We start from the raw sequence: 21624 nt of genomic DNA on the forward strand, positions 1-21624 counted from the left end.
AATGATTCGACCATCCTTCCAGACCGCGACCGACAGTCCCGGAATCGAATGCTCCTGCACGTGACGGAGCACTGCCTCGCGCGCCGGCTGCAGTTCAGCGGGCGCGGGTTCGGCCGCTTGCAAAGTCATGGGAACAACGAAAATCGACGCAGCCACGATGCGTAGCGCACCGGCGCACAACGATGTGAATCTCATCTCAACCTCTCAAGGGGCTCACTCGCCCAAGGTAGTAATTCGATAATTGGCGGGCGCCGCTTCGCCCATCAGGTTCACCACGAAGTAATCCCACATACGGCGCAGGAAATACGGGTCGCGCGCGATGCCGTGCAACCGATCGGGCAGGATCAACATGTCGAAGTCTTTGTTCGCCGCCATCAAGGCGTGCGCCAGCTGCATGGCATTCGCAACGTGCACATCGTCATCCAGATCGCCGTGCGCGAGCAGCAGCTTGCCTTTGAGCCCAGCAACCGCGTTGACATTCGCCTGGGTTCGATAGGCTTCTGGATCCCATTGCGGACGGCCGACGAAATGCTCACCCCATTCCGCCAGATACAAACGTTGATCGTGCGAGCCGGCACCGGCCACGCCGACTTTGAAAAAGTCCGGGTGGTCGAACATGGCACGCGCGGTCGCATAGCCGCCGCCTGAGAAGCCGAAGATACCGACGCGCTCCAGATCCAATGAACTGTCACGCGCGGCAAGTTCTCGAAGCGCTGCGATGTGATCCACCAATCCGCCCGCTTCGGAGAAGCCCTTGCCATAGGAAACTTCCTGGAATTGCTGAGAACGCCCCGGCGTGCCCATCCCGTCCATGCGCACGACGATGAAGCCCAACTGCGCGAGGGCGTCATCGAGCGATCCGCCATTGAATGCGCGCGGCGCGTAGATCATCTGCGGACCACCGTAGATGTAATCCAACACCGGGTATTTCTTGGTGGAATCGAAGTCCGCCGGGCGCGTGATCACGCCGTAGATATCTGTGCGTCCATCTCGTCCTTTTGCTTTGAACCGTTCCGGCGGCCGCCAACCACGCGCCAGGAGTGGCGACCAATCCGCCACTTCGAGTTCGCGCACCAGTCGCCCGTCGGCGCGACGTAACACCGTCACCGGTCGCGTACTCACCGTCGAATGCCGATCGATGAAGTAACGGCCGTCCGGCGAGAACGTCACCGAGTGATGCGTGTCTTCCGGAGTCAGCCGCTGCAGCTGCGAACCGTCGAGCCTGACTCGATATAACTGCAGGTAGTACGGATCGAGCCGCGCCTCGCGACCACCCGCTGTGAAGTAAATCCATTTTCCGGCACGATCCACACGCACGATCTTGTCGACCCGCCACGCGCCGCTCGTCAGCTGTTTGCGAAGCGCGCCACTTTTGCCATCGTAGTGATACAGGTGCTGCCAACCATCGCGGCTGGACAACCAGAACACATCGGCACCGTCCGGCGACGTGACCGGCACTTTCTCGAAGATGTACTTCTCGGCTTGCTCGCTAACGATCTTGCGCGCCGTTCCGGTCGTCGCGTCGGCCACTGACAAGCTCACCTCGCGATAGCCCCGCGAATGCTGGAAATAGAACACCTCGGTGCTCGCAGCATCCCACCACAAGAATCCAGCCCACGGATGTAACAAGTCGTAGTAGGAAATGATGGGTTGATCGCGCACATCCACTCGACGGCCAGTCTCGACCTCGAACACGATCAGTGCAGATGTGGTTACCGACTCATCGCCCGGGAATGGCACTCGCAACTGTCGCAACACCGGCCGGCTGCCGTAACCGCCGGGCGGCACCATTTGCACGTACGGCAGCGGTGGCACATTGCGTTGGTCGACACGATAAGTCAGCAGGCGACGCGAATCGGGCGACCACAACACTCGCGCTGGCCACGGTTCACCTTCTCGCTCGGCGCGAAACCGTTGCACATGACCCTCGGGCCATACGGCATACGCATAGTCCTGAATGCCGTCGTTGGTCAGCGGACGCTCTGCGCCAGTACGCAGCGATCTCACATAAAGATTGTGATCGCGAACGAACGCGGCCCAACGGCCGTCGGGCGACGCGACTTCCTCGGCACCGACCTCCGGAGCTGGCGCGGGCAACTGGCAACGAGCGTCGCTCGACTGACAAACGACTCGCGTGTTTTTCGCCGCATCGACCAGCACGAGTTCACTGCCGCTCGCATCGCTCAGCCGATACCAGAAACGATTCGTGTCGATCCACACCGGATCGATCTGCAGCCCTCGCAGCTCGCCGCTGAGATTGGGCGCGAGCATGGATTCGGCATGCGTGTACGCCGCTGCCATATCGCGCGCGTTGACGTTGCTCGCAACGACACAGGCGACGAGTGCCAGCCCGCGTCCGAGCAGTTTCGGGTTCACCGCTGCACCACCTGCTTGCCTCGTGCGTCGCGCACCATCTGAGCGACTTCATCGATCAAGGCCCGCGCGTCGTAAACGATGCCGTCCTTGATCGTGTAGCGAACGCCGCCTTGCTTGCGCGAGGTGCCATCGGGCTGCAAACGCAACGTGCCCGTGGCGTAGAACGCCTTGAGATCGCTGAGCGGATCGCCATCGACGATGGCCAGATCCGCCAGCTTGCCGGGTTCGATGGAACCGAGGCTGGCCTGCATGCCCAAATGTTCGGCGCCATTGACGGTCGCTGCATCCAACACTTCCAACGTCGAGAAGCCGGCTTCCTGCAGCATCTCCATGTTACGGATCAAGCCGAAGCCGAAGTTCACCCACATGAAGCCAGCGTCGGTGCCGGCAACGACTCGACCGCCACGATTCTTGTATTCGTTGACGAACGCCATCCACAGCCGGAAGTTGTTCTGCCACTCGATCTCATCGCTGCTGGTCCAATCATAGAAATGCGAGAAGCGGCCGGTCTTACCTGGAATGAACGTCTTTTCGAGCACCGGATGCAGATAGTCGTCGTGCCACTCGGCGCGGCTCACTCGCATGTAGTCGCGATGCGCCTCGTACACACTGAACGTCGGCTCGAAGGTGAAGTCCAGCGCCCGAAACTCATCGATGACTCGATTCCAGGTCGGGCTGTGCGGCGGCGCCGTTTGTTTCCAGAGCCGCCCGGCCTCGGCGAAACGTTGCCTGGTATCGTTGCTGTTGTAGCCCTTGGGATAGGTCGGCAGCGTCTTGCCTTCGAACAACGTCTCCGGCAAGCAGTACCAGTGCGCGAGCCCGTTGAGACCGGCGCGTGCCGCGTCGAGCGCATTGAACTGCGGCGCGACCAGCGAACTCATGTGCCAGTGAGAGCGCATGCCAAGCTTCTTGGCTTCGTCGAGACCCGCGCGCATGACGGCCACGTTGCCGGTATAGACCGAGCCTTCGCCGATACCGAACACACCGCGCTTGCGAGCTGTACGCACGTTGGCTCGAATCTCTTCCGGCGAATCGCCAGACACGTCGGCCCATACCTGCACACGCGGCGCGACGATGGTGTTCGCTGCCGACTGCTTCTGTAAACGCAACGCCCAGTCGATCCGACTGAAATCCTGCATGGATGCAATGGTGGTCACACCATGCGCCAACAATAGCTTCATGCCGTAGTCGGGCGGCAAATCGTCATAACCAGAATCGATGAGGCGCACGTGCGTGTCGATGAGCCCCGGCACGACGTACATGCCAGTGGCGTCGATCACATGATCGTCGGCACGCGCGGCGAAGCCATCGTTACTGACGATGCGATTCCCCTCGATCACGACGGTCAACGGCCCGCTCGCCGGCATCCCATGCCCACGCACCAGCATTGCGTTCTTGATGACGAGCCGCTTGAACGGCCCAACGCCCTGCCCTGCCACTCGCGGCTGCGCATCCTGCCACTCTTGCTCTTGAGCCAAAGCAACCGACAACACCAGACTGAGCAGCGCTGCGCACGACCAGCGCAGCAACGAGCACGAATGCATGACTATTCCTTGGTGAGTTCGAGCCAGTGAGTCAGCGCGTTACGCATGCGTTGCGTCTCGACATCTCTCGCCGTCGCGCCGCCATTGAGAACCGTGCCGCGCAGCTGTAACGATAGTCGCACGGTGTAGTCGTAACGCTCGGTGTCGGCGGTGCCGATGCGAGCGCCCAATTCGCCGGTGAACTTGTTGTTCTCGAAGTGCGCCGAGTTGACCAGCGTGCGCAACTGTCCGCCTACTTGCGCGTGCACTTCACCGCTCGGCAGAAAGCTCAGTTCAACGGGTAAATCCTGGTTGTAAGTAACCAGCGTCCCTCGCCACGTGCCGAGCAGTTCGTCCGGCGTCACGAATGGCGGCGGCTCAGGCCAGGTGCGCGGCGGCGGAATCGGCCACTTCGGCAACAGCTTGGCAGCGATGCGCTCGGCGGTTTCGCCCACCAGATCGTCATTGCTGTTACTCAGCACCACGATGGCCAGCTTGCGCTCGGGAAACAGCATCATCTGCGTCCGGACCCCGCCCATGCTGCCGGAGTGTCCGATCAGACGTTCCCCGTTGCGATCGCCCACTTCGAAACCGATGCCATAGCCGTGAGCGTCGGTGCCGGCAGTGCGACGGTGCATCGTTTCTATCGATGCATCGCTCAAGATGCGCTGCTGTGCCGGCAGCGGCGTGTGCAGATGGAACATTCCAAAGGTGACCAGATCGTGCGCACTCGCCCAGACGTTGGAGCCGCCGCGACTGTCGCTATCGTAATGGGGCAAAGGCGCGCCGGCCGCGTCGTAACGCGTCGCTGCGTTTGTTTCCAAACCGGGAGCGAGATCCACCGAAGAACGCGTCATGCCCAACGGCAAGAACACTGCGTCGCGCATGAAATCCGCATAGCTGCGACCGGACACGCGCTCGATGACGTAATCCAGCACGCCATAGCCAATGTTCGAGTACTCGTAGGCTTCGCCCGGCGCCGTGATCAAGTTGCCATAGCGCAGGATGCTGTCATCCGCTGACGGCCGCCGATACGGCTCGTCGGCATAAAAATATTGCCAGTGCATGGGCAAGCCCGAGGTGTGTTCGGTGACGCGCCGGACAGTTGCATCCTTCGCATCGCCGACTCGCGCACGTAGCTTGGCCGCGCCTAGATAGTCGTTGATGGGCCGGTCGAGCTGCACCTTGCCCGCCTGCACCAACGTCATCAGCCCGGTGGTGGTGATGGGCTTGGAGATGGACGCTAACGAATACACCGTGTGCGGGTTGGCGAGGCGACGTTGCTCGCGGTCCGCCCAACCGAACCCCTCTTCCCAAAGAATCTTGCCGTCCTTGGCAACAGCCACGGCCAGCGAAGGCACGGATCGCTCCACCAGTCCGTCGCGAATGAACCGACGCACTTCGTCGAAGTCATCGGCGCCGGCCCGCGGCGAATTACCCGCGTGCGCGACCATCCAGCCTGCTGCCATCAGCAGGCTGGTTGCTCCTCGAACCCAGCGCATTGCTACCAGCGACCGCGGAGGGTCACGACATAGCTGCGAGGCGTGCCGTAGCTGTTCTCAGTATCGATGGAACCGAGCACCGAGTAGTAACGACGGTCGAGCAAGTTGTCTCCGTACACGCCGACGCTCCAGGTGTCGCTCAGCTTGTACTGCACCGAGGCGTTCCACACCGCATAGGTGCCTTGCGTGGTACGAAACGGAACGAACTGGCCGCCGGACAGCGCTACGCCTTCGATGTAACTATCGGTCTGCGCCACGACGCCGCTGTTGATCGTCCAACGCGCGTCGCCGAACGGCAGATTCCAGGTGCTCCACACCTTGGCCATGTGCTTCGGCGTGACGCTCAGGAAGTACGCGCCGGCGTCGTAGAACCCGCTCTGATCGCCTTCGAACTTGCTGGTGTTGTAGGTGTAACCAGCAAACAGTTGCAGGCCGCGCGTGATCGTGCCGCTGACTTCTGCATCGAAGCCTTCGCTGGTGACATTGGCCTGGCGCAGGTAGCAACAGTTGGAACCGTCGCTGCCCGGTGTGAACGGATAGGCCGGATCGGCCACGCCCTGACCGTTACGCTCCACGCGATACACGGCGAACGCGGCGTTGAACTTGCCGATCTCACCCTTCACGCCGAACTCATAGCCGTCGCCGGTGACCGGATCTAGCGGCGTGCCCGGCAACGGAGCCTGCAACATGTTGGCCTGGACGCGGAACGTTTCGGCGTAGCTGGCATAAGCGGTCCAATCGGCCGCGAAATTCCAACTCAGCGCCGCACTCGGAATGAACTTGCTGTCCTTGAAGAACGTGCGGCTCGGAGCGCCGTACACGCCTGCGCTCACGGGCTGATAGATCTGCTCGTATTCGTATTGGCCATAGCGTCCGCCCAACGTGAGTCGGAGCGGTTCGGCGAGCTGCACGCCGAGGGTTGCGTAGTAGCCGTGCTGCTTCTGTCCGTTTTCAGGGTAGTAGCTGTTCAACACCAGGTCCGGCTCGGGAAACTGCGCCGGATCGAACGGCGCGAACACATCGATCGCCGGCCCGGGATAGTCGTAGCCCGTCATGCTGTAGCCCTTCTGCCCGCCACCGTCGATTGCCGAATAATCGGCGCCGATGGTGTAGTTGTGCTGCCGGCCGAACAGCTCGAAGCCGCCGGTGGCCGACAGATCGATCAGGTTCTGGGTGGAATCGAAGCTACTGGAACGGCCATAAGACACCGGCCCGGTCAGCGTGACTGGATCGACCGCGCCGTAGGAAATGAATTGCTGATTGGCGCTTTCCTGTTCGATGCGCGTCACATTCAACTTCAGCTTGCCCGTGCCGTAGTCCTGTTCGACGCGCGCGAAGGCTTCCTTGGTGGTGAAGTGCCACAGGCTCCAGTCCGGCGCGAGGCTCTTGCTACGAGGCAGTTTCAGATCGCGGCCGTCGAGGTAGCGGGGAAAGCCCTGGATGAAATATCCATCCTCCTTGCGACGTTCGTAGTTGGCGCCCACCGCCACCAGCGTCGAAGGCGTGAGGTCGTACTCGACGGTGCCGAAGAAAATGGTCTTCTCCGACTCGGCGCGGTCGTAGAAATAATCCTTGTTCTCGTACGCGCCGACGATACGCCCGCGCAGCCGACCGTCGGAAGTGATCGGACCGGTCAGATCCAGCTCGGTGCGCCCGAAGTTCCAACGGCCTGCCGACACGTTGACGTTGACCGTGGGAGTGCTCAACGCACGCTTTCTGACGAGATTGATCACACCGCCAGGCTCGCCCGCACCAGTGTACATACCGTCCACACCACGCAACATTTCGACGTGGTCGTAAACCGCCATGTCAGGTGTCAGGAATGAACCGAAACCACCGGTGTAGGCCGGCGCACCGCCATCAATCTGAATGGTTTGTACGCGAAAGCCGCGCGAGAAAAAGAACACATCGACCGGGCTGTACGGCGTCAGCGTGACGCCAGTGGTTTGATTGAGCGCGTCCACCAACGAAGTGAGATTCTGTTCTTCGATGCGCTCGCGTGTCACGACGGTGACGGACTTCGGCGTCTCGCGCAAAGACTGACCCGCTTTGGAGCCGATGCTCAGCTCATCGTCGAGGGTACCGAACACATTGACGGTTTCGATGCTCGCCGTGTCCTGCGATTCGCGCTCGGCGATCAGGAAAGCGCCGCTCTGATGGGTCTTGCGCAGTTCCAGCCGCGTTCCCTGCAGCAGCTTGTTGACTGCATCCTCCACCGACAGCTCGCCGCTCACGCCCTCGGTGCGCAAGCCTTTGAGTTTCTCGGCGGAATAAACAAACTCCGCGCCGGACTGGCTGGCCAGTGCATCGAGCGCCACCGTCAGGTCGCCGGCTGGAATGGTGAGTTGGCGCTTGGCGCCATCGGCGTCCGCGTGGCCGGCCAGCAGCACCGAACAAGCCAAGGAAAGCAGCGCGGATCGGGTCCAGCGCTTGACCGAAGTCTTCATACGAAACGTTCTCCCGAATGGATCTTATGTGTCATCCCCGTCCATAACGACGAGCGATGCGAAAGATTCCTTCGCGAGCCGGATTAGAAATTCTAGCGAGCGCTCAACACGACGGCATCTTGCTGGTGACGCGCGCGCACCGGGAACCCGTTTTCCAACAGCCACAAGAACGCATCGATGTTATCGACGCGGAAGCTGCCGCCAATCCGAATATCTGCAATGGCGTCATCGGCGATGACGATCTTGCGCTGGTTGTAACGATTGAACTCGGCGACCGCCTCGGTGAGTGCGGTGTCTCGAAACATCAGGAAACCATTGCGCCAGCTGAGCAGTTGCTCGGCCTCTTTCACCGCCTGCTCGCGCACCATCACGCTGCCGGCAGTCGCGCGGGCGATGGCGCCCGCGTCCAGCTGCAACGGCACGGCGGCCGGCGGATCTTGGTCATTGGCGAAGCGCACGCGCCCTTCCGTCACCACGACGCGCACATCCTCGTCGTTACGCCGCACGGAAAATTGAGTACCGACCGCAATGACTCGTCGGTCGCCAGCCACGACCACGAACGGCCGTGACTTGTCTTTGGCCACGTCGAAGAACGCTTCGCCCTTTTCCAGTTCGATACGGCGCTCGTTCGCGCTCAACATCACTCGCACTCGGCTATCGGTGCTCAACGTGATGCGAGAGCCATCCGCCAACGGCACTGTGTCCATGCCGCCTACAGCCGTTTGATGCTCTTCGGCGGACGGTCGCCATGACTGCACGCCAATCGTGACGCCGATAGCGACCACGGCGCATGCAGCGATGGCCCGCAACGACTTCGATGAACGCCACCCCGCTCGCGAAATTGCATCCGACGCTACGTCGGCCGCTGCCGCTTGCTTCCGACGCAACAGCGAATAACCCCACGAGCGCCGCTCAGGAATGACGCCTTCGGGCACGCCAGCGCCCAGCACCTGCAAGCGCGAAGCACTCCGCCAGGCTGCGTCCAGACGAATGAAAGCGACCCGATGCGCGGTCGCCGCGGCCAACCACAGATCGAATTCCGCTTGATCGGCAGACGTCCACTGGCCGCTTTGTTGTTTGGCGAACCAGTCGGCCGCGATGGCTTCTATGCGCTCACTATCCATTCCGTGCTTCACGACGCTGCTTCGCGTCGTCCTCAGATTCCGGCCGGGCTACCCGACCGAAGACGGCCTGCGCCAGCGCTCGCACGCCCCGCGCGAGTTGGCTCTCCACCGCCCCCTCGTGCATGCCCAGACGGGCGGCCGTATCTCGCTGCGAGAGTCCTTCAACCCGGCGTAACCACATGACCTCGCGACATTTATCCGAGAGCGCGTCGAACGCCTGCACCAGGCGCTGCAACTCCTCCCGAGCGCCGAGCCGACGCTCGGGCGAGATTTCATCGATATAGACGTTTAAAGCCTCCAAATCCTCCGTGAAATCGATCGGCACGATGCGTTCACGCCGCAGCCGGTCGACCATCAGGTTGCGGGCCGTGGCAAACAGGAACGCTCTGGGAGTCGCCGGGCGCACACGCGCCGCGCTTTCATAGACGCGCACATACACGTCCTGGCGCAGATCCTTCACCTCCGCATGATCCGGCCAGACGCGCGTCAAATAGCGCATCAGGGCCGCCTCGTGCGGCAGGATTTCAGCAGCGAACCATTGGTCGATGCTGCTTGGATCGGGGGCAAGGGTCATCGCGGAGGAGTTCGGGCGAAGGATTTGGGCGCGCCAATCGTCTCAAGGGTATCGAAGTCGCGAGCAGTTATATCTAGGCCGAGCCCTTCGCACAATCCTCAGTCATGAACTCGACCGCACGGCGGCCGGGCCAGGGTTCACTCGGCCAGCGAATCGCGCATGTGGCGTGGATTCTCGTAAAGATCCTGTGCTTTGGACCAAAACCGTTTCGCTTCCTGCTCTCGACCTCGCCGCAGCAAATAAACATAGCCGGCGCGACCGGCCTCGTCGGTGAGCTCCAGATCCTGTTCCACCGCCAATAACAAATGTTTCAAGCCGCGATCGTCGGCGCGTTCCAGCAGCATGCGACCCATGAGCAGATGCGCTTTGGGAAATTCGCCATTGCGCGATAACAACTGCTCGAGCGTTTCCATCGCCAAATCCTCGCGATCGATCTCGAGCTGCAACAACGCTTTCTCCCACGCCTCCTGATCGTTGAGCGCCTCGGTCTGCGCATCTTCCATCAAGGTGAGCTTGGCCTTGGCTTCGGCGATTTCAATGTGACGCTTGCGCCATTTCGGCGCAGTGTCCTGTTGCCACTCATCGTCGAAGAACTTCAGCAGCGCCGTGGTCGACGGCTGAAACAACGACAACGCCGATCGATCCGGATCATGCACCGGCGTAGACGGCTCGATATCGAGTGCCGCCAAGCGCTCAGCCAGACTGGGATGTGTATCGTCGTCGGCCGCATAGCGCCGCAAGCTCTGTTGCAACCAGTCCGGTCGCGCCCACTGCTGTTCCGCCGCTTTGAACGCTCGCGGCATCACCGAGTGCGGCATGTAAGGCGGCGCGGGCTGCTTCTCCACCTGATCGTACAAACGTTTCCAAAACACTTCGGACAAGAATCGTCCCGCCAATTCCAACTTGGTGAGCGCGGCACCGATGGCCGCAGCACTGGTGACATGAGCAGCGGCGCGATCCGCCACATACTCTTGATTGCGCGCGAGCACGAAGCTGTACGCATAGAAATAAGGCGCGTACCAACCGTAGAACGCCCCGAGGACCTGATCGAAGATGCCCACCGGATTACTGAACTTGGATTCGAGCGCATGCCACGTCACGCGCTGCCGATAGATCCACGCACCGAACTTGCCATGCGCCTGTGACAAGTGACCCATCTCGTGCGCCATCACCGCTTTCAATTCATCCACGGTGAGCACCATGGCCAGCGGCAAGCCGATCTCCAGATGATTACTGTAGTTGCCGAAGATGCCCCAACGCGGGATTTGCACGATACAAGCGTTGATCTCGGCACTGACCGACACCGAGTCGACCTTCACTCCGCCCATCTTCCTGGCCACTTCGTCGATCGCCGCGTACAGTTTTGGCGCTTCGTCGCGGCTGATTCTTAAACCAGAAGGTTCAGCAATGCGCACCCACAGCGCGCGGATCATTCCCACCAATGTCACCAAACCCACCGCGCAGGCGATTACCAGCGGCGCGCGAAATCGCTCACCGGAAAGCAGTGGGCTGAACGTGTACCAGAAGGTGATTAGGATGATGCCGGCGAGCACAACGATCGAGGCATAACCCAACGCCGCGAGTGCGCCGACTTTCACCGCATAGAACTGCGGATTGTCGTCGGCCTGCCGTTCCAGGCGCCCGATCAGGGCGGAGAACTCGTGCCTTTCCATAATCTCTCGCCGGCGACGATGAACCGGAGGGAGGGTACGGAATCAGGTCACGCTTGCCGCGTGACCTGGGTCTCATTATTCGGGATGCGGGAAAGAGAGGTTGGTTTTAGTTCCCCCTCCCGGGCTCGGGAGGGGGATAGGGGGCTTCAGGCCTAGTAGAACAAACCGTTCACAACACTGACAACCAAGCCACTGGCCACCGCCGCCAACACAACATCATTATTCACTCTCACCCAATGATGCCCGCGGGGCGGCGCGCCGAGGTGATACGAGTGATAGTCGCTCACGACGTACCGAGTCTCGCAATACGACCTCGGCAAGTAATCACCATGTCGCCAACTGCGGACATAGTAGCCTCGGGGAGCGATGTAACGACCTCGGTCATAGCGACGCTGATCGGAGCGACCGTTGTAATACCCAGCGCGATACGCATCGTGACGATCTACTCGATAGTCCCGACGGCCATGGTCCCAACGATCATCCCGGCGATCGTACCGACGATCGTCGCGGCCATAGTCACGACGGTCGTAACTACGATAGTCCTTGCGATCCCAACCGCGATTGTCATTGCCGCGATAGTCCTTACGATCCTTACCGTGATCGTTCCGACCGCGATAGTCGCGACGATCCTTGCCGTGATCGTCCTGGCGACGCTCGTACTTCCGGCCATGATCATTGTCGGCATACGCCGTCGCTGCAGTCCCCGTCAGCAACGACACCGCTACGGCAGCAGCAAACAGGGTCTTCATCGCCTTCTCCTCCAGAACGCTGGTGGTTACTACCAGCTCTTGGAGCACACTATTGCCCGACCCGACTGATCGGAACCTGAACGGCTTTGGTCAGCTAGCGTTCAGCTGGTAACCTTCGCTCGCCTCGTGCGTTGTGCCCGGTTCGTGTCACTCAACTCAGGTAACTCATGCTCCGACGTCGCGATTTTCTTCAGTCCGCCGTTGCGTTATCGACGCTCTCCGCCACCGGCCTGGCAAATGCCGCCGCCCCCGCCACGCGCGGGCCCGCCAAGGTGTTCGATTACGCCAGTTTGAAAGGCCAGGCACGCGCCATGGCGACCAAGACCTTCCAGCCGCCGGCCAAGCTGGCGCCGAAGGTGTTGGTGGACTTGGGCTACGACGAATATCAGTCGATTCGGTTTCACCGCGACGAAGCCGTCTGGGGTGACGTAAAAGATGCCAACTTCCGTTTGGAGTTTTTTCATATGGGCCGCGGCTTCAAAGAGCCGGTGCGCCTTTATGAAATCGTCGACGGCCAAGCGCGAGAGATTCTGTATCGCCCCGACATGTTCGATCTGAGCCGCAGCGGCGTGAACGCGCGTTCGCTGCCCAAGGATTTGTCGTTCGCCGGCTTCCGTATTCATACCGTCGCCGATTGGGAACGAGACGTCGCGTCATTCCTCGGCGCCAGCTATTTCCGCAGCGTCGGCAGCGACACCAGACAGTTCGGCCTGTCGGCGCGCGGCTTGGCCATCGACACGGCGTTGGACCCGGAAGAGTTTCCACGCTTCTCCGAGTACTACTTCGAGCGGCCCAAACCAGATGCACAAACGTTGGTGATTTATGGCTTGCTGGATTCGCCCAGCGTCACCGGCGCGTATCGCTTCGCGTTGACGCCTGGCGCGCCGCAAGTGGTGGAAGTGGATGCAGCGGTGTATCCGCGCAAAGCCATTCGCCGGTTAGGTATTGCCGCGCTCACCAGCATGTATCAGGTGGGCGAGAACGATAAGCGCATGGGCTACGACTGGCGGCCAGAGATTCATGACTCCGATGGGTTGCAGTTGTACACGGGTAACGGCGAGTGGCTGTGGCGCCCGCTGAACAATCCGGCGACGCTGCGCTTCAATTCTTTCTTGGATGAGAATCCGCGCGGCTTCGGGTTGTTGCAACGGGATCGCGACTTTCACAACTATCAGGACGACGGTGTGTTTTATGAGCGCCGTCCGAGCCTGTGGATCGAACCGAAGTCGCCGTGGGGCAAGGGCTCAGTGCAGCTCACTGAGATTCCGACGGTGGATGAAACGTTCGACAACATCGTCGCGTTTTGGAATCCAGCGACTCCGGCCAAGGCGGGCGATGAGCTGTTGTATAGCTATCGGATGTATTGGGGCACGCAGATGCCCATCTATCCCACGCTCGCTCAAGCCGTCGCCACGCGCACTGGCCTCGGCGGAGTTGTGGGTCAACGCCGTCGTTATTTCTCTTGGCGCTTCGCCATCGACTTCGAAGGCGGCGAACTGGCCACGCTGCCGGAGCGAGCCAAAGTCGAACCGGTCATCAGCGTGTCGCGGGGTGAAGTTGAAATCACTTCGGCGCGCCCGCTACAGCACACCCGCGGCTATCGCGCGATGTTCGATGTGAAGTTACCCGACGACAGCATGGACCCGGTCGACATCCGCCTGTTCCTGCGCGTCGGTCATCTGCCGTTGAGCGAAACGTGGCCGTATCAGTGGTCGCCACCGACTCCGCAAGAACGTCTGCAGTTCCTGCGTAACGCAGGTCACTAGACGTCTTTCCGGCAGTCACTCCAACTTCATCTCCATGCGCACGTTGGCATCCTGCGACTTGCCTTCGCTGCGTTCGGCGGTAATGAACACGCGTTCGGGATTCAGTTCCGTGTTCGTCAGCAAAGCATCTTGCACGGCTCGCGCCCGCGCGTGAGCCAGTGCTTGCAGCGCTGAATCGTCGGGGCGCAGAGATGTCAGCAGCGCCGCCTGAAGAAACTGGAATTGCGCGTCGACATCGCCATCCTTGCCGGTCTTGACCTCCGGGGGATATTGCGGAGCCGACTTCACGATCTCTCGGTAAGCCTTCTCGTAAGCGGCGACGAGTTTTCGCTTGGCAGCGTCGTCCACTACCTCTTCTTCACTTGCAGGCAACTTGGCGGCAAGTGATGTGCGAGCAATCGCCTCACTATCCTGAGAAGTCACCACGGTCAGCGGCACGTTCAACTTCAGTTGCGGCCGCTCGACCAGCGCCTTGGCGAGCTTGCCCAACTTTTCCGCCTCGACTGCCGGCAGTTCCGATGAACCCGCCGGGAAATCGACAAACGCCAGTTCCTCGCCGCCGCCGAACAACGCACCGAGCGCCGTGAACGGAGCAGTGACGACCTTGGTCAGCAGGTTGAGCACGGCCTTCCAGACGATGGGACCAAGACGAAACTTGGGATCGTCCAGCGTGCCACCGACCGGCAGGTTGACGTCGATGACGCCGTGACGATCCTTGAGTAGCGCGATCGCCAGCTTCAACGGAATCGGCGCGGCGTCTTTGGAATCGGTCTTGTCGCCGAACTCCAGATTGTCCACCACGATGTGATGCGCGGCTTGCAGCTTGCGCTCCTCGACTTTGTATTGCAGCTCCGTGGACAGCTTGCCCTTGCTGATGTTGTAACCGGCGAACTTGCCCGAATAAGGATTGAACGTGGTCAACTCCATATTGCGGAAGTTCATCGACAGGTCGGTGTACAACGCGGCCGACAGCAGATTGATTTCGCCGGCAATCTCGACCGGCGCGTACTTGTCCACCTTGCCGTCGAGCTTGACCTTGGCGCGCGAGGCCAGATCCGAGTTCAGGCCAGTCACTGTGCCGTTCAAGCTCAGAATGCCGGTGGCAAACGACGGCTCGATGGAATAGTCGGCGAAGTTGGCCGAGCCATTGACGACCTGCACGGTTTTGATACGCACCGGAAACGGCGGCGACCCGGTCGCGTTCGCGGTCGCGTTCGCAGCCTGCTTGCTGCCATCCGCAGCCGGCGGTGGCACCTCGCCCGGATTCAACACGCTGGTCACATTCAACGCGCCGTCCTGAGAGATCACCACTAACGCGTACGGCTCTCGGGCACGGATACGGTCGATGGTCAGCTTGTCCGGATTCTGGCTGAAGTCGATGCCACTGATCGCCAGGTCCCGCCATTTCAGGAAATCCCGTTTGACCAATCGATCGGTGGTGCGCAGCTCAGCCACCTGCACTTCGCCCCGGAACTTCAGCGGCGGCGCTGACTCCGGCGAGGCGGCGTAAGAAACATCGCCTTTGACCGCGAGCTTGCCGGAATGCAACGTCATCGCGGTGCTGCTGTCCAGGTACGGCTGCAACACCGGCAGCTCGAAGCCAGCCAGATCGACAGCGAGATCGGCAGACAGCGGCTCGAGTTGCACCGTGCCCTTGCCAAGCAACTTGCCACTGCGGTTGATGGTGACGTCGGCATCGACCTGCATCTTGGCGGCCGCAGCGGTGCTCCAACCGTTCACGGCCAGCTGCAGCGGCGCCAGATCGAATCGAGTCGCGGGCGAGACGGTACGATCTTCCGCTGTGATCGCGGCGTCAGTGACATTGATCGAGTCGATGTGTGCCAGCCAGTCCGGCGCAGCGGACGATGCATCCGTCGCTGCGCGCGGCTGTCCAGCTGAAGCAGCCTTGCCATCATCGGCAGCTGTGTCACCGAACAACTGCATCAAGTTGATCGAACCATCCGCCGCTTGCGTCACTTTGATTTGCGCGCCAGTCACATCCAGACGCTTCACCCCAACATCGCGCTTGCCATACGAGAACGTCACTCCTTGCGCGTGCACGCCGCCAATCTTGACCGGCGCCTCGGCTCGGTCGTCACGCTCGGCCAGCACCAGGCCGCGCACTCGTAGCGATGGCAACGTCACATCGAGCGCCAGTTCCGGATTGAGCGCGAACGCGTAGGTACCGGCGATGCTCGCCTCTCCCGCCGCCAGCCGGAACGGCACGGATTCATACAAATACGAATCCACAGTCTGCATCCGCAAGCGTTCGATACTGAATTGGCCCTGCGAGCGCAGCGGCTGCACCGTAAAGCCGCCACTCCAGGCCAGCCGTTCGCCGGCCAGGGTGGTGGCCGCAAAATCATAGGCATTGTTGTAATCGACGTCGGTCTTGAAGTCCGTGAGCGTGAAACGAACCGGCGTCAGCTCCGCGGAGAACGGTCGTGACAGCGTATGGTCGGTCAACCCGATGCGGCCCTCGTAGACCTGCAGCTTGCCGATACTCACCGGCGTCGCCTCGGTCGACTCGGGCTCGGTCGAAGGAGGTATCAGCTGCCCCAGGTTCACCGTGCCGTCCTTGGCGATCACCGCGTCGATACCCGGCGCCGCCAGCTGCACTTCCTTGAGCACCACCGCCCGCCGCCACAGCGATGCCAGTTCCGCGTTTACATAAAGATGCCGGAACGCCAGCAGCGGCGCGCCATCGGCCTCGGCCAACGCGAACTGGCTGATACTGGTCTCGAACGTGAAAGGATTGAAGCGAATCTCGCCCACCGACAGCTGCCGATGCAAAGTCTCGGTGACATAACTGCTCAGCTGCGAACGGGCCACATGAGGAACCAGCAGAAAGCCGGCCAGCGCGTACAGCAGCAGTGCGCCGGCAGCGGCACTCAGGGCAATCCAATGCAAACGAGCCAGCGCGACCAGCGGCGCCAGGCGGGTGGGTAACTTGGCCATACCGCTAGCGTACCCCGGTTGCCAACCCAACCGGGAGCCTTGGCCTGCGGATCAGTTGTAACGAATGGTAAGGGCCGCTCAGAACGTATAACGAAAGCCGGTCTTGCCGGTCCACGAATATTCTTCGTACTGGAGCAGGCGCTTGCGGCCACCGACGTCCTGATAAGCCACATACGGCTCATCGCCCAAGTTCACCACCTCAGCAAACACCTGGAACTGCGGCGTCACTCGATACCGGGCAGTCAGGTCATACTGGATGTGATCTTCGACGTATCGATCCTCGCCACGCGACTCGCCAAGCTCATCGAGATACTTATCTCGATACGAAGCCGTCAACCGCAAGCTCAGCGGCCCCTTCTCATACCCAAGCGACGCATTGAACGTATTCTCCGCGGACGCCGGCAACGCGACGGTGACACCGTCGATCTCACCTTCCGCATCGGTGTACGTGTAGTTGAAGCCCAGCAGCACGCCATCCATGGGCGCAGGCAAGAAGCTCAACGCCTGTTGATAATTCAGCTCGACTCCCTTCACTTTGGCCTGATCGCCGTTCTGCGGAATCAGTGCTTCGTCGAAGGCGATGCCAAGGAATTCGCCGCCGTCTTCATAACGAACATTGACGATGAAGTCTTCGATGCGCTTGAAGAACACCCCCGCCTGCAAGACGCCGCTATTACCCAGGTACCACTCGGCCGACAGATCCAGATTCCACGCGTCGTAAGGCTTCAGGTTAGGATTGCCGAACTCACCCTCGTCATCTTCGAGCACGAAGCGCGGCGCGAGCTGACCGATCTGCGGACGAACCAAGCTGCGATACAAGCCACCGCGCAACAGCAGCTCTTCATTCGCCTGGAAACGCACGTTCAAACTCGGCAATACATACGTGTAGTCACGCTCGAACCGCGTCGGCGTGACATCGATCTCCACATCATCGTCACCCTCGACCAAAGTCACCGCATTGGCTCGAATGTCATTGCGAGTCTGTTCGACGCGCACACCGCCGACCACACGCCATGAACCTTGATCGAGCCGCCCGAGCACATAGCCGGCGTAAACATCTTCGTCGACGCTGTAGTCAGCGATGCTCGACTCGAACGCCGTATCCGCAGCGTTCAACTCGAAGTCAGCCAGATTGGCCGAGATGAAATTCCGTACCGCCCGTCCATCCGGCACCGGCCCGATGGCATTCAAGCCATAGCTCGGCGAGCCCACCACATCGGCCAGTGTCAAGTCGCCATCGAAGCCGTCGAACACGTCGACTTGTTTGTCGTAGGTCTTCTCTCGCTGCCGCGCCTTGGCACCGAACTGCAGCGTGAACTGACCATCGCTCAAAGCGAATTCGCGTGAGATATCGAACCGTGCCGCAAGCTCTTCGTCTTCGGCCAAGCTGAGCGAAGTACGTTCGATCTTGTCGAACTCGAACTCGCTGGCATCGCTGACGGCCGCCGCGCTGGCGCCACTCAGCGAGTAACGCGGCAACAACCAGTTGCTGTAGTCGAAGCTCACATCCAACCCTTCGCCCTCGAACTCGCGCTGGAATTCGACCGGGTCGAGCGAACCGGCTTCGCGTTCCTTGGCGGTGGACCAGGAGCCGTTGTACTTGAAGGTCCAGGCACCGGCGAAGGTCTCGCCGCCGACATTGAGCGTGGAGATGGTTTGTTTCTCGAACCGATCTTTGATGTCTCGGACGACCTGAACCTCGCCGTCCTGGTCCGAAAAGTCGGCACTGTTGGCGCCGCCGCCATTGGGCTCTTCGCCCATTTCAAAGATCAACCGGCCGCGATATTCCTGATCTTCGAACTCGCTGCGCAAGAAGCGCGCGTACAACGTGGTCGCATCGCTCAAGCGATAGTCCAGAGACAACGAACCACCGAGGCGCTGACGCTCGACGTCATAGTCGCGATATTCGACGCTCTCGGCAAACGCCACACCGTCCTCGCTCTCGCTCCAGCCGTCCATTTCAACGTTGTCGGTGGAGAACTCGCGCTTGTAATAAGACAAGCCGCCAGCGATGCCGAAGCGATCGCCGAGCGTGGTGGAAAAATCCAAGCTGCCTTTGGGCGACCATTCGCTGTTCAGTTCATTGAACGAACCTTCACCCGAGAACGACAGGAACGGTTGCTTACGATCGAAGGCGCTGGTGGTATTGATTTCGATGGAGGCGCCGATGGTGTCGCCATCCATGTCGGGCGTCAGCGACTTTTTGATCTCGATAGACTCAATCAACTCGGCCGGAATCACATCCAGCGCCACCGAGCGCACGTCCGCTTCCGGCGCCGGCACGCGTGCTCCGTTGATCGAAGCGGCATTCAGGTCGGGCGACAGGCCGCGCACGGCGACGAAACGACCTTCGCCTTGATCGTTCAGCACATTGATACCGGCCACGCGACGCAACGACTCAGCCGCGTTCTGATCGGGAAACTGGCCGATGCCGTCGCGGCTCAGCACGCTCTCGACGCCATCAGCGGAGCGCTGACGTGACAACGCGCTCGACAAGCTGGCGCGCTGACCGACGACCAGCACGTTGTCGATATAGCTCGCGTCGCTACCGCCAGCGCCGAGCATGATGTCGGCGCTGCGTGTATCGCCGGAAACATTCACCGTCGTATCGAGCGCCGGCGCGCCAATATATTGCGTCCGCAATGTATACGTGCCATCCGGCACGTCACTGAAACGAAACGAGCCATCGCTGCCGGTTTGGGCGCGACGTTTGAGTTCGACGATTTCCACTGCCGCGCTTTGCAGCGACTTGACGCCCGCAGCATCGCTGACTCGACCGTACAGCGAACCCGCAAAAGCGCCTGAGGGAATACATGAACCGGCCATCACGCCGGCCACGGCTGCCGCCAGTGATGTGGACCAAATGCCACGACTGCCACCGCGCCAATCCATGCCTTTGACAATTTTCACTACAGTACTCCCCGACGAAATCGCGAGGAGCTTTATGCAGCGACGCTGTGAAGGTTGCGTTGCGGAGAGATGACGAGCTCGAGAAGGAACATCAGATCGCAAGCGTTGTCACTTCGGAAAGCAGCACTGCTCGGAACAACTGTCATGCAACTATCATCTGAGCCGTCACAGTTTCATCCATGAACACTTCCGACCATATCTTGCAATTTTTCAGCAGCGACGAGAGCTACGTCAGGGCGGTGGGTCGCTATCTGCACGAGGGTCTCGCCGCCGGCGACACCTGCGTGGCAGTTGCCACCGCCGAGCATCTGCGCATGCTCGATGAGTACTTGGCCGCTGCCGGCTTGGATGTCGGCGCCTTGTCGGCAGAATACCGTTACATTCCGTTACATACCGAGTCCACGCTGGCGACCTTCTTCGATGCCCACAGCGGCATCAATCGGCCACGTTTCCATCGCCAGTTCAATCAGTTGATGAGCCAGGCCAGCGCGAGCGGACGGCCAGTGCGAGTGTTCGGCGAAATGGTGTCGTTATTGGTGGCGCGCGGCCGGCCGACAGCGGCCATTCTGCTCGAAGAGTTGTGGAACGAGCTCAGCCGTGAACACAACTTCAGCTTGTTCTGTGTCTACGAAGAATCGGAATTCACTCGGGATCCGCAGAATCGTAAGCTTCTGCACGGCATCCATAGTCATGTATTGGCGGAAGGCGCCTGAAGCAGCGGTTCGATCAGCTGCAACACCCGACTCAACGCGCCACGATTTTCCGCCACGATAGCGCTCGCCTTCGCGCCCATCTCGGCCCGTGCGGCCGGACTTGCATACAACTCTAGAATGGCCGACGCCAACGCTGCCGCTGAATCCACCTGACGCGCAGCGCCGCGCTCCAGCAGCAATGCCGCAATGTCGGGTGCGTTGAAATTGTGAGGACCGACCAAGATGGGCCGCTCCAACACCGCCGGCTCGAGCAGATTGTGTCCACCCACCGTGGCAATCAAACTGCCGCCGACGAATGCGATGTCGGCAGCGGCATAGAACGTCATCAACTCGCCGAGTGTGTCCACCAACAGCACCGACATTGCCGGGGTCACCGCTTCGTTGCGACTGCGTGCGGCGAACTCGACTTGTTCGGCTCTGAGCCAGGCACGCACAGCATCGAATCGATTCGGATGTCGCGGCACGAGCACCAACAACGCGTCGGGGCGCTGCGCCAGCACCGAGCGATGGGCCGCCAGCAATTGTTGTTCTTCTCCGTCATGCGTGCTGCCTGCCACCCACACCGGACGATTCGCGAGCTGCGTAGCTCGCAGTGTCGCACCCGCCTCGCGAGCAGCCTGCGGCACTTCGATATCGAATTTCACATTGCCGGTGACCAGCACGCGCTGTGCACCGATGGAACGATAGCGCTCAGCATCGAGCGCCGTCTGCGCGGCGACCGTAACGTTGCCCGACAACGCCTCACGAAACAGTGCTGCAAATTTTTGGTGGCGCCGCGCCGAGCGTTCCGAAATGCGCGCGCTCGCCAGCACTATGGGAATTCGCCGACGCTCGCACTCGCCAAACAGATTCGGCCAGATCTCGCGCTCCATCACGACGGCCAGCAACGGCCGCACGCGATCCAGAAACCGGTGCACGGCGCCCGGCAGGTCGTAAGGCAAGTACGCGTGGCGCACCGAATCGCCGAACAGTGCTTGCACCCGCTGCGCGCCGGTGGGTGTGGCGGTCGTCACCAACAATGAATGGCGCAGATGCTGTTTCAGCAGCGCCCGAATCAACGGCGCGGCGGCTTGCACCTCGCCCACCGACACCGCATGGAGCCAAATGGGGCGGGATGCACCGGCGGGCGCAAAGATCTGTGTATAGCCCAGCCGCTCCGGCAGCCGCTCGCGATAGGCAGGATCGCGCAGGCCCTTGAGGGCCGTGGCTGCCCAAGCGATGGGCGCAAACACATACAGGAGTGCGGTGTAGACGGAACGCAGCATGTTGTGGAGTTCTTCGTTAAGATGGTACCCGCATCTGCTGCCTT

At 60.9% G+C, this 21624-nt stretch carries 13 protein-coding genes and 1 pseudogene; 2 read left to right on the forward strand and 12 right to left on the reverse strand.

What is annotated here, in order from left to right; all coding sequences use genetic code 11:
* The 9 genes and pseudogenes from JNL55_RS35310 to JNL55_RS35350 form a co-directional block, all read right to left on the reverse strand.
* Positions 1-195: pseudogene (locus tag JNL55_RS35310) on the reverse strand (hypothetical protein); the annotation flags it as partial.
* Between the two features lie 18 nt (positions 196-213).
* Positions 214-2376, reverse strand: a complete 2163-nt coding sequence (locus JNL55_RS35315; RefSeq protein WP_293866088.1) for a S9 family peptidase — start codon at positions 2374-2376, stop codon at positions 214-216.
* On the reverse strand, positions 2373-3920 hold the full coding sequence (locus JNL55_RS35320; RefSeq protein ID WP_293866091.1) for an amidohydrolase family protein: 1548 nt from the start codon (positions 3918-3920) through the stop codon (positions 2373-2375). Before JNL55_RS35320 ends, JNL55_RS35315 begins: the two co-directional genes overlap by 4 nt.
* 2 nt (positions 3921-3922) lie before the next feature.
* Positions 3923-5401, reverse strand: a complete 1479-nt coding sequence (locus JNL55_RS35325) for a serine hydrolase domain-containing protein (protein ID WP_293866094.1) — start codon at positions 5399-5401, stop codon at positions 3923-3925.
* A 2-nt stretch (positions 5402-5403) separates the two neighbouring features.
* Positions 5404-7848, reverse strand: coding sequence for a TonB-dependent siderophore receptor (locus JNL55_RS35330; RefSeq protein WP_293866097.1), 2445 nt, complete (start codon positions 7846-7848; stop codon positions 5404-5406).
* A 92-nt stretch (positions 7849-7940) separates the two neighbouring features.
* Complete coding sequence (locus JNL55_RS35335; protein WP_293866099.1) at positions 7941-8972, reverse strand: FecR family protein; 1032 nt, start codon at positions 8970-8972, stop codon at positions 7941-7943.
* The gene (locus JNL55_RS35340; RefSeq protein ID WP_293866101.1) at positions 8965-9546 is read right to left on the reverse strand and encodes an RNA polymerase sigma factor; all 582 of its coding nucleotides are present in this window, start codon (positions 9544-9546) and stop codon (positions 8965-8967) included. The genes JNL55_RS35335 and JNL55_RS35340 overlap by 8 nt, the downstream gene beginning before the upstream one ends.
* A 137-nt stretch (positions 9547-9683) precedes the next feature.
* A complete protein-coding gene (locus JNL55_RS35345) occupies positions 9684-11219 on the reverse strand; it encodes a M48 family metallopeptidase (RefSeq protein ID WP_293866104.1) in 1536 nt (511 codons plus the stop codon).
* A 152-nt stretch (positions 11220-11371) separates the two neighbouring features.
* Positions 11372-11968 carry an RcnB family protein gene (locus JNL55_RS35350; RefSeq protein WP_293866107.1) on the reverse strand — a complete coding sequence of 199 codons (597 nt, stop codon included), beginning with the start codon at positions 11966-11968 and terminating at the stop codon, positions 11372-11374.
* Positions 11969-12135: 167 nt separating this feature from the next.
* Here JNL55_RS35350 and JNL55_RS35355 point away from each other — a divergent pair, with 167 nt between their 5' ends.
* Entirely contained in the window at positions 12136-13734 is a 1599-nt protein-coding gene (locus tag JNL55_RS35355; RefSeq protein WP_293866110.1) for a glucan biosynthesis protein, read from the forward strand.
* Positions 13735-13749: 15 nt separating this feature from the next.
* Here the strand turns inward: JNL55_RS35355 and JNL55_RS35360 are convergent, their stop codons facing one another.
* Together JNL55_RS35360 and JNL55_RS35365 are read right to left on the reverse strand one after the other, a co-directional pair.
* Positions 13750-16692: a DUF748 domain-containing protein gene (locus JNL55_RS35360; RefSeq protein ID WP_293866113.1), complete on the reverse strand. Its 2943-nt coding sequence runs from the start codon at positions 16690-16692 to the stop codon at positions 13750-13752.
* 78 nt (positions 16693-16770) lie between these two features.
* Positions 16771-19602: a TonB-dependent receptor gene (locus JNL55_RS35365; protein WP_293866116.1), complete on the reverse strand. Its 2832-nt coding sequence runs from the start codon at positions 19600-19602 to the stop codon at positions 16771-16773.
* Positions 19603-19781: 179 nt separating this feature from the next.
* Here JNL55_RS35365 and JNL55_RS35370 point away from each other — a divergent pair, with 179 nt between their 5' ends.
* Positions 19782-20315 carry an MEDS domain-containing protein gene (locus JNL55_RS35370; RefSeq protein WP_293866119.1) on the forward strand — a complete coding sequence of 178 codons (534 nt, stop codon included), beginning with the start codon at positions 19782-19784 and terminating at the stop codon, positions 20313-20315.
* Here JNL55_RS35370 and waaA read toward each other — a convergent pair.
* On the reverse strand, positions 20291-21580 hold the full coding sequence (gene waaA / locus JNL55_RS35375; RefSeq protein WP_293866122.1) for a lipid IV(A) 3-deoxy-D-manno-octulosonic acid transferase: 1290 nt from the start codon (positions 21578-21580) through the stop codon (positions 20291-20293). The two genes, JNL55_RS35370 and waaA, sit on opposite strands and share 25 nt — an antisense overlap.
* Positions 21581-21624 lie beyond the last annotated feature (44 nt).

The sequence above is a fragment of the Steroidobacter sp. genome (assembly GCF_016790065.1).
Classification (GTDB): Bacteria; Pseudomonadota; Gammaproteobacteria; order Steroidobacterales; family Steroidobacteraceae; genus Steroidobacter.